Origin of the sequence: Sphingomonas sp. RB1R13, from assembly GCF_036663775.1 — a bacterium.
Classification (GTDB): Bacteria; Pseudomonadota; Alphaproteobacteria; order Sphingomonadales; family Sphingomonadaceae; genus Sphingomicrobium.
In genome coordinates this window covers 191,076-204,638 of record NZ_JAXOJM010000001.1, presented here as the reverse complement: position 1 = coordinate 204,638, position 13,563 = coordinate 191,076, and the positions used below count along the sequence as shown (strand labels likewise).

16 protein-coding genes are annotated in these 13,563 nt (G+C 57.1%); 11 read left to right on the top strand and 5 right to left on the bottom strand.

Annotation, left to right across the window (positions count from 1 at the left end):
- The first annotated feature begins 1 nt into the window (after position 1).
- The 5 genes from U1700_RS01045 to U1700_RS01025 all read left to right on the top strand — a co-directional run bounded on the left by U1700_RS01045 (position 2) and on the right by U1700_RS01025 (position 6,920).
- On the top strand, positions 2–2,953 hold the full coding sequence (locus U1700_RS01045) for a site-specific DNA-methyltransferase (RefSeq protein ID WP_332749387.1): 2,952 nt from the start codon (positions 2–4) through the stop codon (positions 2,951–2,953).
- Between the two features lies 1 nt (position 2,954).
- Positions 2,955–3,266, top strand: coding sequence for a hypothetical protein (locus tag U1700_RS01040; protein ID WP_332749385.1), 312 nt, complete (start codon positions 2,955–2,957; stop codon positions 3,264–3,266).
- Between the two features lie 13 nt (positions 3,267–3,279).
- On the top strand, positions 3,280–3,756 hold the full coding sequence (locus U1700_RS01035) for a hypothetical protein (RefSeq protein ID WP_332749384.1): 477 nt from the start codon (positions 3,280–3,282) through the stop codon (positions 3,754–3,756).
- Between the two features lie 9 nt (positions 3,757–3,765).
- Positions 3,766–5,853 (top strand): 3'-5' exonuclease, encoded by a 2,088-nt coding sequence (locus U1700_RS01030; RefSeq protein WP_332749382.1) that lies wholly within the window; start codon positions 3,766–3,768, stop codon positions 5,851–5,853.
- A gap of 632 nt (positions 5,854–6,485) precedes the next feature.
- Positions 6,486–6,920 (top strand): hypothetical protein, encoded by a 435-nt coding sequence (locus tag U1700_RS01025; RefSeq protein WP_332749380.1) that lies wholly within the window; start codon positions 6,486–6,488, stop codon positions 6,918–6,920.
- A gap of 130 nt (positions 6,921–7,050) precedes the next feature.
- On the opposite strand, the gene U1700_RS01020 is transcribed toward U1700_RS01025, so the two are convergent.
- Positions 7,051–7,410 carry a hypothetical protein gene (locus U1700_RS01020; protein ID WP_332749379.1) on the bottom strand — a complete coding sequence of 120 codons (360 nt, stop codon included), beginning with the start codon at positions 7,408–7,410 and terminating at the stop codon, positions 7,051–7,053.
- 37 nt (positions 7,411–7,447) lie between these two features.
- Entirely contained in the window at positions 7,448–8,026 is a 579-nt protein-coding gene (locus U1700_RS01015; RefSeq protein ID WP_332749377.1) for a recombinase family protein, read from the bottom strand.
- Between the two features lie 50 nt (positions 8,027–8,076).
- Here U1700_RS01015 and U1700_RS01010 point away from each other — a divergent pair, with 50 nt between their 5' ends.
- From U1700_RS01010 to U1700_RS00995, 5 genes are all read left to right on the top strand, one after another.
- Complete coding sequence (locus U1700_RS01010) at positions 8,077–9,099, top strand: hypothetical protein (RefSeq protein ID WP_332749375.1); 1,023 nt, start codon at positions 8,077–8,079, stop codon at positions 9,097–9,099.
- Between the two features lie 446 nt (positions 9,100–9,545).
- Positions 9,546–9,764, top strand: coding sequence for a hypothetical protein (locus U1700_RS01005; RefSeq protein WP_332749374.1), 219 nt, complete (start codon positions 9,546–9,548; stop codon positions 9,762–9,764).
- A 588-nt stretch (positions 9,765–10,352) separates the two neighbouring features.
- Positions 10,353–10,940, top strand: coding sequence for a hypothetical protein (locus U1700_RS01000; RefSeq protein WP_443025862.1), 588 nt, complete (start codon positions 10,353–10,355; stop codon positions 10,938–10,940).
- Positions 10,912–11,103 (top strand): DUF3293 domain-containing protein, encoded by a 192-nt coding sequence (locus U1700_RS15540; RefSeq protein ID WP_443025861.1) that lies wholly within the window; start codon positions 10,912–10,914, stop codon positions 11,101–11,103. The genes U1700_RS01000 and U1700_RS15540 overlap by 29 nt, the downstream gene beginning before the upstream one ends.
- 33 nt (positions 11,104–11,136) lie before the next feature.
- Positions 11,137–11,424, top strand: a complete 288-nt coding sequence (locus U1700_RS00995; protein WP_332749372.1) for a hypothetical protein — start codon at positions 11,137–11,139, stop codon at positions 11,422–11,424.
- A 94-nt stretch (positions 11,425–11,518) separates the two neighbouring features.
- Here the strand turns inward: U1700_RS00995 and U1700_RS00990 are convergent, their stop codons facing one another.
- Entirely contained in the window at positions 11,519–11,860 is a 342-nt protein-coding gene (locus U1700_RS00990; protein WP_332749371.1) for a hypothetical protein, read from the bottom strand.
- Positions 11,861–12,068: 208 nt separating this feature from the next.
- On the opposite strand from U1700_RS00990, the gene U1700_RS00985 reads away from it, so the two are divergent.
- Positions 12,069–12,620 (top strand): recombinase family protein, encoded by a 552-nt coding sequence (locus tag U1700_RS00985; RefSeq protein WP_332749370.1) that lies wholly within the window; start codon positions 12,069–12,071, stop codon positions 12,618–12,620.
- A gap of 20 nt (positions 12,621–12,640) precedes the next feature.
- Here the strand turns inward: U1700_RS00985 and U1700_RS00980 are convergent, their stop codons facing one another.
- Both U1700_RS00980 and U1700_RS00975 read right to left on the bottom strand, forming a co-directional pair.
- Complete coding sequence (locus U1700_RS00980) at positions 12,641–12,940, bottom strand: hypothetical protein (protein ID WP_332749369.1); 300 nt, start codon at positions 12,938–12,940, stop codon at positions 12,641–12,643.
- 266 nt (positions 12,941–13,206) lie between these two features.
- Positions 13,207–13,491: a hypothetical protein gene (locus U1700_RS00975; RefSeq protein ID WP_332749368.1), complete on the bottom strand. Its 285-nt coding sequence runs from the start codon at positions 13,489–13,491 to the stop codon at positions 13,207–13,209.
- Positions 13,492–13,563: the final 72 nt, after the last annotated feature.

Below are 13,563 nucleotides of genomic sequence, written 5' to 3'. Positions count from 1 at the left end.
GATGGCCCGCACACCAAAGGGGCCGAAGCAGATTGGCTCCCTCAATTATGGCCATGATGGCCGGGTCAACATCCCCACTGCCGAGATGGCCGACCTCGCGGCGATGCAGGAGGAGATGGCTCCGCTCGCACCCGTTGCCTATCCGCGTGCGCGGCCACTGGCCAAAGGTGAGACGCGTGAGCGCGACGAAGACCTCGATCCCCAGATCGTGTGGAACGGCGCGGAGATCACGCTGACCAAGGATCAGGTCGCCCAGCTTAACGCGATCGGCAGCATCGAAATTGGCGACGCCCAACTTGTCTGGCGCGGCAAGGATCGGCAGGACTGGTCCGACCTGATCGTGACCGCGCCGATGATCCACACGCAGGAGAAGGTGCACCCCAAAGCCATCATCGACGATCTCGTTCGGCAGTCGCAAATCGCAAAGGATGAACCAAACGATGCTCCCGACCTGTTCGGAGACTTCAACGGCCTGACTGATCCGATGGCACGAACCGAATTCTACCAACACGACCAGCATTGGTCGAACCGGATGATCCTCGGCGACAGCCTTCAAGTGATGGCCAGCCTTGCCGAACGGGAAGCATTGAAAGGCAAGGTGCAGGCGATTTATTTCGACCCACCTTACGGCATTAAATTCAATTCAAACTGGCAGGTTTCGACGCAAAGCCGCGACGTGAAAGACGGCAAGCAGGCTGACATCAGCCGGGAACCTGAGCAGGTGAAAGCCTTTCGCGACACATGGAAGGACGGCATCCACTCCTACCTTACATACCTGCGTGACCGTTTGACGGTGATGCGTGAGTTGCTGACCGATAGTGGTTCGATTTTCGTGCAAATCAGCGACGAAAACGTGCACCGATTGAGAGTGCTGCTTGACGAGGTATTTGGATCAGAGAACTTCATAGCTCAGATCGTTTTCTCCAAAACCGCAGGGGCTACCTCCCAGTTTATCCCCGGCACCTACGACATCATTTTGTTCTACGCGAAGCGCAAAGAGGCTCTGAAGTTTAGGCTACCCCACAAGAGGAAGAAGTTATCGGGAGAAGGCGGTTCGGCCTATTCTCGCGTGCGCTATGCTGACCTTTCTGCACGCTCTTTAACGGCGCGAGAGAAGCTTGAACCCGAGACCCTCCCGCAAGGTTCGCGTATCTACCGAATCGACAATCTGACGAGCCAGAGTGTCGGAAGGGAAAAAGGCGAGGGAGCAGCCTCTTGGTTTGCAGTTGACTTCCAAGGAAGAGAGCTACGCCCAAGCCTGAAAGTTCGCTGGAAGACGAGTGAACCCGGCATGGAGAGATTGAAGAAGAGCGGTCGCTTGGAATCGACTTTGGGAGGGCTTTATTACGTTCGATATTTCGATGACTTCGCTGTCTTTGCAGAAACTGATGTTTGGTCCGATACGGGCATTGCGGGCTTCGCGTCTGACAAGCAGTATGTGGTCGAAACGTCGACTAAGGTGGTCGAGCGCTGTCTGTTAATGGCTTCCGATCCGGGCGATCTCGTGCTTGATCCCACCTGCGGTTCTGGCACGACGGCTTACGTCGCCGAGCAATGGGGTCGGCGTTGGATAACGATCGATACAAGTCGTGTCGCGCTGGCGCTCGCACGCACGCGCGTCATGGCCGCGCGTTACCCATGGTATCACCTACTCGACAGCGCTGACGGTCGCCGCAAAGAAGCCGAAGTCACAGGAAAGCCGCCGACTGATGTGGCAACATATGGCGATGTGCGGCAGGGCTTCGTCTATGAGCGAGTGCCGCACGTCACATTGAAATCAATCGCCAACAATGCCGAGATCGATGTGATCTGGGACAAGTGGCAGGCGGCGCTCGAACCTCTCCGCGCCGAACTCAACCAGTTTCTAGGGAAGAGTTGGCAGGAATGGGAACTCCCGCGAGAGACCGATCCGGCTTGGCCGTCCAATGTGGCGAGCGTCCATCAGTCATGGTGGGAAGCGCGGATCGCGCAGCAGAAAGAAATCGACGCTTCGATCGCCAAGGCGGCGGATGTCGAGCACCTTTACGACAAGCCTTATGCCGACCCAAGCCGCGTGCGCGTCGCGGGACCGTTCACTGTTGAAAGCCTGTCGCCGCACCGTATCGTTCCCGCCGATGCCGACGAACTGATTCACCTTGTCGATGCGGCAGACGGCAAGGTCGCGGGTGAGCCACAATCATCTTCGGAGACAGACTTCGCGGCCATGGTGCTCGATCATCTCAAGACCGCTGGCGTTCACCAGACCGATCGTGATGATCGCATCACTTTCACCAGTCTGACGCCTTGGCCGGGGAGCTACATCGGCGCTGAAGGCCGCTTCATGGAAAGCGAGACCGAGCGGCGCGCGGCGATCTTCATCGGGCCTGAGTTCGGCACAGTTTCGCGGGTGCAATTGACGGCGGCGGCGCGCGAGGCGTCAGAAGGCCGGTTCGATGTCCTGATCGCAACTGCATTTGCATTCGACGCTCATGCCTCCGAGATTACCCGCCTCGGCCCGCTGCCGGTGCTCAAGGCCAAGATGAATCCCGACCTGCACATGGCAGGCGACCTCAAGAATACCGGCAAGGGAAACCTTTTCACCATCTTCGGTGAACCCGACATCGACATTCTTGAGGAGGCCGATGGCCGCATTGCGGTGCGCGTCAACGGCGTCGATATTTACGATCCCAACACCGGCGAAGTCCGATCGAACGATGTGAAAGGCATCGCCGCGTGGTTCATCGACACAGCCTATAACGAGGAAAGTTTCTTCGTCCGCCACGCCTACTTCCTCGGCGCGAACGAACCCTACAAGCAGTTAAAGATCGCGTTGAAGGCGGAAGTCGACGAGGAAGCTTGGGCCACCCTGAACCGCGCCACATCGCGCCCCTTCGCACGCCCGGAATCAGGCCGAATCGCAGTGAAGGTCATTAACCACTTTGGCGACGAAGTGATGAAGGTGTTCGGAGTTTAGGATGTCCAAAGGCGGCTACAACGGAGGTTCCACGTTGGTTGGGTTCGGCGGTGCATTCTCTGGCGCTCAAAAGAAGAAACTGGCTCACGCGACGAATGTGGACGCTCATCACAACAAGCAGGCCCGGAATTTGGCGAGATCGGCGGCGGATAGGATGCTACCAAAGATCAAAGTCGCGACGAAATTGACGAAATCGGAGCGGAAAGCTGAGGCGTTGGCGAGGAAGAAGTTTCGTGAGACGCAGGCCGATGTAGTCGTCGAACATCGAGTGAAGGGGATCGTGGCCACCCGACGCACGATCACGCAGACGTAAGGAGATCAAGCGAATGTCACAACTTCCTGCTCACGTTGCGATGCTTGCGCCGGTTCCTCTGGAACACCTCCTTTCGGGCCGCGAGACCAGCGCCAAAGTAGGCAAGGTCGCCTTTGGCAGTCGGGCCTTCGAGGCGCTGCACAAACTGACTGAGTTGGCGGACGGTGCCCCTTGCGATGTCCTGATTTACGCGTCTGATGCGCATCTTCCCGGACCACCGAAGGTGACTTGGCGCGCCCGTTTCGAGAGATGGGTCGAGGCGAAGGCGGGCGGACATCCTGCCGGGATGAAATATCGCCCGCACACTACCTCCCAACATAAAGCTGACAATCACGGCCACTGGTTTGTCTTTTGGGAGGTTACCGACCTTCGCGAATTGCCGCCCGCCGAACATATTCTCATCAGCGATCTGAAGGGGGTCGATAAGAGAAGTAAGTTGGCGAAGACTTTCATCCCCCTTGGGCCAATTGTCGTCGAAGCGGCGGATTGAGGCGTCGAAGTGAACTTCCACATCGCTGACAGCTTCACCGGTGCACTTGCCCGCCTCACGGGACAGGAGCAGAAACAGGCCAAGACTGCGGCGTTCGATTTGCAGCTTAATCCTGCAACACCGGGATTGCAGATGCACCGGCTGACGAATGCACGTGACCCGAATTTCTGGTCGGTGCGTGTTAGTCAGGACATCCGAATTATCGTCCATAAGACCGAGGCGAGCTTCATGCTCGCCTACGTCGATCACCACGACAAAGCCTATTCTTGGGCCGAGCGGCGTCGCATCGAGACCCATCCCCGGACCGGGTCGATCCAAATCGTCGAAGTCCATGAGCGAGTCGAAATCGCCGCCCCAGCATTCGCGCAATTCGCCTCGTCGATCGAGCCGGAAGTCGAGCATGCTCCCGCGCCTGCAATCTTCGCCGCGCTCACCGATGACCAGCTAATGGACGTGGGCACGCCCGAGGATTGGCTCGCGGAAGTCCGGGGATGGACAGAAGAACGGTTTTTTGAGCTTAGCGATCATCTCCCCGCAGAGGTGACCGAAGCCCTACTCGACTATGCGGTCAGCGGACGGTTGCTGAAGCCTGAGCCGATCGCGTTGGGTGGAGAGCCATTCGAACACCCGGACACGTTACGTCGGGTTCGAGCCATCGAATCCAGCGAAGAGCTTCGACTCGCACTCGACTTCCCTTGGGACAAGTGGAGCGTCTTCCTTCACCCCTCCCAACGCGACGTTGTCGATCGCAACTTTTCCGGTCCAGCCCGTGTCACTGGGTCGGCGGGGACAGGTAAGTCTATTGTTGCCCTGCATCGCGCTGCCCGCGCAGTTCGCGAGGACGCCCACGCACGAGTGCTCTTAACGAGTTTCTCCCGCCCGCTTGCAAACGCGCTGGCCGTGAATATGGATGTGTTGACTGGCGACGACCGAGGCATGCGTAACAGAATCTCGATCGCCTCGTTCGAGGACGCAGCCGCCGACCTGTTCCAGCTTACCATGGGTCGTAAGCCGGTGGTTGCATCGCCCGAAATACAGCGCGCGGCAATAGAACGGGCGATGTCCGACTGCGGCTATTCGGAACTCGGCCTGCGCTTCGTTGAGGCCGAGTGGCGACACGTGGTTGACGGGTGGTCGATCCACGATGACGAATCCTACGCGTCTGTCCCACGGATCGGGCGACGCAATCGGCTAAGTGCGAAGCAACGGGAGCGACTCTGGCCGGTGTTCGAGACCGTTCGGAAAACCCTATCCGAGCGGGGCATGAGAACTCAGAATGAAGTCTTTGGCACGGTTGCCGAAGCTTACGAGGACCGGACGGACAAGCCTTTCTCGCATGTCATTGCCGACGAAGCACAAGACTTGGGCGTGAGCGAACTTCGGATGATGTCGGCTATCGCTTCTGGTCCCAACGCGCATTTCTTCGCCGGTGACATCGGTCAGCGGATTTTCCAGCAGCCGTTTTCGTGGAAGGCTCTTGGCGTTGACGTGCGCGGTCGCTCATCGAGCCTACGGATCAACTACCGAACATCGCGCCAAATCCGCCACGCGGCTGATAAACTGCTGCCGCTGGCCTTGCGGGATGTGGACGGGGTTCAAGTCAGCCGCGCCGATGCACAGTCGGTTTTCGAGGGACCGACGCCGGTCATTCTGGAGCTTGAAAGCGAAGAAGCCGAGATCGAAAAGGTTGCCGCCGTTCTGGCGAGTTTGACGGGCGAGGGAATTTCATTGGCGGAAATCGCAGTTTTCGTCCGCTCAGGGGATCAACTGGCCCGCGTGCGGCGCGCCGTCAAAGCCGCAGGCTTAGAATGTCGTCAGCTATCCGAAAGCTCCGAAATAACCACTGACTGCATTTCCATCGGCACAATGCACTTCGCCAAGGGATTGGAGTTCAAGGCTGTTGCGGTCATGGCGTGCGACGACGAGGTGCTTCCTCTCCAGACTCGCATCGACGAGGCGACAGACGAAGACGAGCTTCGCGAGGTCTTTGAGACGGAACGTCACCTTTTCTATGTTGCATGCACGCGTGCGCGAGATCGGCTGCACGTCAGCGGCGTGAAACCGGTCTCGGAGTTTCTGGCCGACCTTCAGTCGTAAATGACCTCATGTGGGAGACCGAGATACCGATCGTTACGCGCGGGATCGATGAGGATCAGGCGCTGAACTTTCCGAACCGAAGTCTCGCAATTACGGCTCGCGGCAGTGAGGCGGGCGAACTTGACAATGTAATCGGCCAGCCAGTGCAGCCTGCAGGTTCCGCCACTCGCGGCCCGAAGCGAGGTCAACCGTGGTCACCCGAGCGTCGTGCAAAGGCGGCGGAAACACGCAAAGCGAAACTTGCCACGGTCAGCAAGCCGAAGCGCCCGAAGAAGTAGACATCAGAGCCGGGGAATGGCGGCAATCCTAGCGCCCCGTTCCGTTAATCCTGCGCGAACATCCCCTAACAATCCGCAGATTTGCGCGCCACTACGATCAGCCGATTACGCGTTCCGAAAGAGGTTGCGGTTGGAATGGGGGTCTCGGCCGAAGTCCTTCAAAAAGAAGATGTGCAATCGTCCCGGGGCAAGGAGCGTAAATAGCCGGGGATGCGCTATCCATTGTAGCGGCTTTGTGCCAGTTCCTAATCTAACGAGCGCTTAAAAGTAGCGTTGTGGAATGAGACCGGCGGATCTTGGAGTAGACCATTGTCATCTCGTTATGTCTATCGAACTTCGCGGTGGTGGGGTTTGTTGATCGTGGTAGCCTTCCTGCTTTTCATCGTATCGATGGGCTGGTTGGGAGCAGTGACGCATACGCGAATTGTCGCTGTAGCGGGAAGTGGAGTGGTGCTCCTCGCGTCTTATTTCATTTTCGGCCTTTGCCAAATATTCCGCCCAGTTGTGCTCTTTTTGACAGCAGGGGGGTTTGAATATCGTCATCCGTTCCACGGCGCTGAGCACTCATGGAAAGATATAGAAGATGTGTGGCTTCAAAAAACTCGCGGTATGGAGACGGTCGTCTGGCGATTGAAACTGAATTCAAAGCCCAACCTGCCGAGAATTCCAGCGAAAGGAGCTAAGTTCGACGGGGCCGTTTCGCCTATTTTCCGGAAAAGGAGAGTCGAGATCGCTTGGCGCATGATCAATGCGCTCGATGTGCATGCGCGCGCCTCGGCCCAACGGTAGCAAATCTTTGCCCCGTCGCTTCCGAACGGAATCAAGCAGCATCCGATCATCGATGCTTCTCGTTTGCGCGATAGGTCACTCGATTAAGTTGACTAGCCGTCCGCTATGCACGTTCTCTTTGGCCAAGCGATCAACCAAGGATGTGATCGATGATCGCGACAACCATTCCGGCAATAGTCAAGACGTTGCAGAGCGCAATTATCGTAGGGCCATTCAACAGCACGACAATGGCTCTCCACTCGGGCTGAGGAGCGTGAGACAAAAGCGTGAGGGCATCGATAGCTGATCCGGCCTGCCTGCGATCTGCGTTGCTGAGATTTGCCTTTGCGATCAGTTCGTCGAGCTTAGCGATCTCGTCCAATATCGTGGCGACGGCGACGGGATCGTCCGCGAGGCGCTGGGCAATGCCTGTCCAGTCTGCGCTACTTATTGCGTGCGTTAGCTCTGCCGAACGCGGGACACCTTGATTGAACAAGAGGAGCAGGCTCAAGCTTTACGTCCCTTCAAAAGTTTTGGCGACGGCGCCTTTATGCCGCCGCGCAGTAGCGCTTCACGGTCGGGAGCGAGATGTGAAAATGCTGCGCGGTCTGGCTGATGCTCGCACGGTTCTCGCGCCGCCATGCGGCAACAGCCTTCGGATCGTGAATCTTCGACCGGCCAAGGCTTGACTTGCCACGATGGGTCTTTTGAGTTGCGGCGAGCGATGCGCGGGCAGCGTCCCGACCAGCGGCACACCGCTCTTTGATCCGAGTGCGCTCCATATCGGCGACCTGCGCCAACACAGCTAGGATGAGTTCGCCGACGCCGCGCCCGATCTGTCCAAGGCCGAGCACTTCGATGGTGACGCCCTTGTTCAGGAGCATGCGCACTGTCGATTGGATGTCGAGCGCGTCGCGCCCAAGCCGATCGACGGCATACAAGCTGACGGAGTCACCCTCACGCACATAGCCGAGAAGCTCCGCGAACGCTGGGCGATCCTTAGCGAGGATTGATCCCGAAACGCCCTCGTCGATGAATTCCTTATCGAAGCCGCTGCCAAGAGCGTTTCGCTGCGCCTCGACCGATTGATCGAAGCTCGAAACGCGAAGGTAGGAAATGCGGCTCATCAGTCAATTCTTAGCTCACAGGTTAAGCCACGATTATGAGCTAAGCTCATATGAATGTCAAGATATCTTATGAGCCATCTTTCGTTTCACTTCTCTGGACGGCTCAAAGCTTACAAGTTCTGATCCAAGCGGCGGGCGTGGACGCAGCCACGTCCTCGTCCTCATCACTTCGTAGCCAATCGACCAACAACATCTCTATGGTGAGACAGTGGGGCGCTAAGCTGACGGCGGCCACGCCAGCCCAAGTCGAAGAGGAATTGATGGCTTACGAAGACCGATACGTTGCCTTCATAGACATCTTGGGTTTCCGGGAGATGGTAGCGCGGATGGCGCGGGCACCCAAGTTTTACGGCGACATGCTGGAGAATCTGCGCGCAATGCGGCGCACCTTTCCTCCGAGGGAAGAAAAGGCAGCGACTGACCTACGCGTCCAGACGTTTTCAGATTCAATCGTTTTATCAACAGGGCCGACCCCGGACGGCCTGTGGCATCTATTGTTCGTGGTTCATGATTTGGCCAATGCTCTGTTGCCCCGTGGTATATTTATTCGCGGCGGAGTGAGCCGTGGCAAAATGCATCACGAAGACGATATTCTCTTCGGCGACGCCATGGTCGAGGCCTACGACATCGAGAGCAAGGTGGCGGGGCATCCGCGAATAGTTCTGTCGAAGCGCGTCTGGCTGGACAGTCAAATTGCCGCTCAAGCGGACCCGGCTTGGGCAACTTACCATAGCTCTCGGCTAATACGCGCCTCAGATGGCCCTGCTTTCTTGCACGTGCTTTGCGAGTATCAAGCCTTTAACGCGACGGGCCGAGATGTTTCGCCTCCCGGAACGAGGAAGAACTCAACTTACTTGAAGGGCGAAAGGGTGAGGAAGGCGATAGCCGAGCGACTTGAGGAAGCCATGGATGCACCACACCATTTCCTGAAAGTCAGAGCGTTCGCTGAATACTGGAACGCGACGGTAGTCCAAAACCGATTCGGTGTGTGGCTGGACCATGTTGAATTACCGACAGGCGAGCCTGTTGGACCGGTGCTGCCATTTCGGGGAGTCCCTGTTCCGTCCGATTAGTCACTCGGACCCAACCTGCTGCACTTAAGCCTGCGCCTATATATCCGATGCCCCCACAAAACTGTCGCCGTGCGGGCCTTGAAGACGCGAGCAGCGAACGTCACTCTCCCGCACGGGTCCATGTTTTGATGTCGCACTTTGGCGAATCCTTAGTGTCATTCAATTGTTCATTCTGGCATTCCAGCGCAGGCAGCATATAGGTAGCGGCGACTGGAGCCGACTTCGGTAGCAGGCACCCACCAGCCTTCATCAAGTCGAGGATTATGCTGGCCCGGATGAGTTCATTATTGTCGTGCATAGCCCGCATGGTGGCGCGAGGAGCGCTGCCGTCGCCCGCCTCTGATCACTTCTTCGGCTTAGCATTTACGCAATCAGTTCCTCGACTTCAGAATGATGCATAGACGGGCTTTACTGCCGTGCTAACCCAGCACGATGAGGAGGGATTAATGACCGGAGAATCGACTGTTGCACTTGAGCAGGTCTTCGTTCAAGCAATTAGTAAGGCAAAGCCCGACGAATGGATGAGAGCCGCGAGTGCGCTGGGCATTTCCCTTGCCGAGTGTCAGCGCGCCCTTTCGACGGACGGCTGGAATGCCCGCGACATAGGAAGATTTGGGAACAATTGGGCCCGCACCATTTCGACTGGCGTTCCCAATCGCGACTAGCTTTAGTCTGTAGTCCGTCCAATGTAGACATCATCTTCGGACAACGGCGTGCGAAATCGTCCTATTCGGTCGGTCGAGCCCAAATCCCCCAACGACGGCAAGTTCTCCGTCGGCACGAACAAATGCGCTGCGCTCAACGAATGTTCGTAAGTCCAGCCTTCGGGACAAATCAACTCCCTACTCAGGCTTCCTGCGAGGCGACAGCAAGGCACTCTTCGTCGCGCATCTCCTTTCCATTCGGTGCTTCCAAACTCTAGCCAAGGGGTTCGCGTCATCGGTCCTCGTATCTGGTCGGTCACAGTCAGGTCGCGAGCCTCACCGCCCTGATTGTATTGAAGGCCGACGAGTTCGAGGCTTCTGACGAAGGACTGAACGTCTGACGGGGCCATAAAGCCGACACGGGCGAGTTCACCGTCGGCGCACAGCGTGGAGTTCGGGACGGTGCTTTTGAACCGATTGAAGTCGCCGCCGTAAGCTCCGAGCAGTGCATCCGCCTTGATTATCACGGAGATTGCCTCAGCCAAAACGACCATAGCCGGTCTCCCATCGCAGCGTGGCACGCTTCACCACTCACCATTGACAGAGGTCATGCCCCTGTCTGATCGTAGCGCGCAATCAAATTGCGTCAGCGTCTTTCAGGTCAAACGTATTGGATCAGCGATGACTGATGAAGAGCTAATCGCCAAGTTACAAGCTCGCCAACCGAAACGGGAAAACTACCCAACACAGGACGAGTTTGAGGAAAGTTTAGGGTTCTGGCGCAGCCGTGAGGGCCGAATGCTGGCAAACCTAATTCGCCCTAGGAAGCCCGTCCAAGGGATGTCGGAAGAAGATAAAGCCGAATTGTCTAACGCGATAACGAAGGGCTTCAGACATCAGAACGAGTTTGCCGACCGAGTCGGTGCTCTCGGAGATGTGCGGACGGAAGTCCCTGAGGTCACACTGCAAACTTACAAGGACGCTGTTTACCGCGTCGGAACACAGCCGCCTCTCTTCCTCAAGGTCGATCTACCATCTCCGGACCTCGCGCGCCTTTATGACAATCTCGGCGTCAAAACTGCTGCGTTCCTGACGGCGTGCAATCCACTGGGACACCCGCTGCGGGAGGAGGCAAACGAAGCTCGGCAAGGACGGCTTCGTTCCGATCTTGAGAACTCGAGACCTGCATTACATTGATGGCATTGGGTGCGACCCAAATGGTAGATGGGCAGGTGAGCCGTCCTTTCTCGTCCTCGGCATCGTGTTCGATCAGGCGAAGGCGCTAGGAGACCAATACCAGCAAAACGCGATCCTATGGGCGAGTGAAGATGCGGTGCCGAGGCTAGTGACCCTTCGCTGATACCTTCGATAGGCGTCCTGCCGATGCTGGCGCGTGTTCCTCCGAACGAACGGCGCACCCATCGAACCCAACATGGTCACCATCTGGCTCGACGAGGAAGAAGCTAGCGGGATCGTCATCCGGGAGACTGGATGGCTCCGGCGGACCGCACACATCATCGCCAGCGACCCCGGCTACATCGTCAGCGAACGGGGGTGGGCCACGCTCGACGAACATCTCGCGAATGAGCGGAGAGCGTGCCGTGAGCCTTCCCCGGCCGACCCACCAGTGCTGACGGCGAAGGAGACAGGCCCGCATGCGCTGATCACGATGGGCGACTAGCAGATCACCTCGGAAGCTAGACGACTGACCTTGATGGCGTTGGTCAAGGCCCGAGGTGAGATCGGCTGACAACTCGCCGAGGGAGGCTGAGAGTTCAACCTTTGCGCGTGAAGTTGCGGATTTCTCCAAGCAAAGACTCTACGTCGGATTTCGACATTGTAGAATCGCTCCACGTTCCGGTTGCATCGAACCTCTCGCCATCGGGCCATGGCTCATGATTAGCGCCGTCAATGGCAACGATGGCCCGTCCGGTTGCGGCATCTTCGATTCGATAATTTGGAAACTGGCCCGTCCCTGTAATTCCGAGCCTCATCGCGACGTGCCCGTGGTCCCTCGTTTGCCGATGCATCACACCGAAGGCACGGCTTACAAACGCGTCCCGGTCGGCAAGCAGCGGCATCACCGTTCGAAGAGTAGAATCCTTCGGTACGCCCATTTGTTCGGCTCCTTTATCCTCGCCTCGGCTACAGGGCCGCGCGCAAAGTTGGAAGACCAGTCGTGTCGCGTGAATGAAACCATTCCCCAAGCCTCATTTAGGTAAGATCACACGAGGTGTCGCAGCACCGGTGGAAAGCCCGTCGCAAATAAATCGATTGCCGATTTTGAAACATGTGAGAGTCTGCCTCTAGGATCAAAAGAGACATGTGGGTCGATTGTTAGTCGGTTACGGACGAGTAAGCTCAGCGTCGCAAAGCGTCGACATCCAACAGGAGGCACTGGCCCAAGCAGGATGCGAGAAGGTCTTCGCCGAGAAGATGTCGGGACGCTCGACCACCGACCGTGAGCAATTGGCCCTCGCCATCGACTTCGTCCGGGAAGGCGACACCCTCGTCGTCACCCGGCTCGACAGACTCGCAAGGAGCGTCGGCGATCTTCACCGGATCATCGAGAAGCTTACGGCCAAGGGCGTGGCCTTCCGCTGCATCAACCAGTCAGGCGTCGATACCGGCAGTTCCACGGGACGGCTGATGCTGGCGATGCTCGGAGCCGTCGCGGCCTTCGAGAATGACATCCGGCGCGAAAGACAGATGGAAGGCGTGGCAAAAGCGAAGTTGCGCGGAGCCTATCGTGGGCGTCCGCCGTCGATCAAACCCGACGATGTCCGCGAACTCCACGCCCAAGGACTTGGCGCAACCGAGATCGCCAACCGGCTCAACATCGCTTGGGCCAGCGTTTGCCGGGCATTGGCCGTTTAGCGTGATATTCTGCTCAACCGTCACGCCTCATACTTAGACCCCATTACATAGCGGGACAGAGCCAAAAAAGTTAGGATCACCAGCCAAATCACCAAGGCAGTCGTGAACGCGATCAAGAATGCCATTGGAAAATAATCAAATAGTCCGACCTGAGGCTCTAAGACGCCCGTGCAAGGTGCAGCATCGCCGTTGTGCATATTTCGACAGGAAAAAAATTGGTCGTTTTTGTAGCCGATCGCCTTGTCGCCCTCGGTAAACCCAAGATAGCCGGTGACCCCGATCAGGTAGAAGCCAGTGAGCACTATGCCCAACCGTTTCATTACGCCTTTACGCAAAACAGATACTCCCAATGGTCGTGCTGTCTGACCTATCAGCGAGATCACAATTCCGAATTAACGGGCACGAGTCCGAGCGATGTCAGGCGTAAGGCGCGACCTTTACGATGGTGGGCTACGCTGCGCGCCCAAGTTCAGCCTTCTTAGTGAGGTCGAAGATAGCCAAAAGTGACGACAGAGTGGGCGGTTATTGATCGTTCATAACGGCATCGTCGAGCTTACAATCCTAAGATGGCCTAGTATGTAGTGTCTTAAGTCAGATACCTTTCCCAACGCACTTGAAAGTGGTCTTTATCGGCAGGCGAGTATAGATTCACCTTCACCCCGTGAACTCTGACGCCGCCGTCTTTGGTGATGTTTTCGACTGAACCTATCTCAACGAAAAAGCCGTAGCGAAAAGATGCTTCGTTGAGCCATTCGATCATGTCACGGAACTTAGGCCAAGGCAGGACACCTAATTCAGCGTGCCACTTATCTTCGTCTTTGTTTGCGGCGAACATAGCTAAGCCTTTTAATTCGCGAAAATGGCGGAGCACCTTTCCAGACGAGTAGCAAATTTTCATCCTGATGCATCGGATTGAATAGATGTGTGCGCCCGCTACCGTCGA

What these genes read in the sequence shown, in the direction of transcription:
- U1700_RS01000 (WP_443025862.1), top strand. Translation starts at nt 10,353, where the DNA reads ATGCCCCTGTCTGATCGTAGCGCGCAATCAAATTGCGTCAGCGTCTTT.
- U1700_RS01010 (WP_332749375.1), top strand. Translation starts at nt 8,077, where the DNA reads ATGAATGTCAAGATATCTTATGAGCCATCTTTCGTTTCACTTCTCTGG.
- U1700_RS01005 (WP_332749374.1), top strand. Translation starts at nt 9,546, where the DNA reads ATGACCGGAGAATCGACTGTTGCACTTGAGCAGGTCTTCGTTCAAGCA.
- U1700_RS01040 (WP_332749385.1), top strand. Translation starts at nt 2,955, where the DNA reads ATGTCCAAAGGCGGCTACAACGGAGGTTCCACGTTGGTTGGGTTCGGC.
- U1700_RS01015 (WP_332749377.1), bottom strand. Translation starts at nt 8,026, where the DNA reads ATGAGCCGCATTTCCTACCTTCGCGTTTCGAGCTTCGATCAATCGGTC.
- U1700_RS01045 (WP_332749387.1), top strand. Translation starts at nt 2, where the DNA reads ATGGCCCGCACACCAAAGGGGCCGAAGCAGATTGGCTCCCTCAATTAT.
- U1700_RS00980 (WP_332749369.1), bottom strand. Translation starts at nt 12,940, where the DNA reads ATGAAACGGTTGGGCATAGTGCTCACTGGCTTCTACCTGATCGGGGTC.
- U1700_RS01035 (WP_332749384.1), top strand. Translation starts at nt 3,280, where the DNA reads ATGTCACAACTTCCTGCTCACGTTGCGATGCTTGCGCCGGTTCCTCTG.
- U1700_RS00990 (WP_332749371.1), bottom strand. Translation starts at nt 11,860, where the DNA reads ATGGGCGTACCGAAGGATTCTACTCTTCGAACGGTGATGCCGCTGCTT.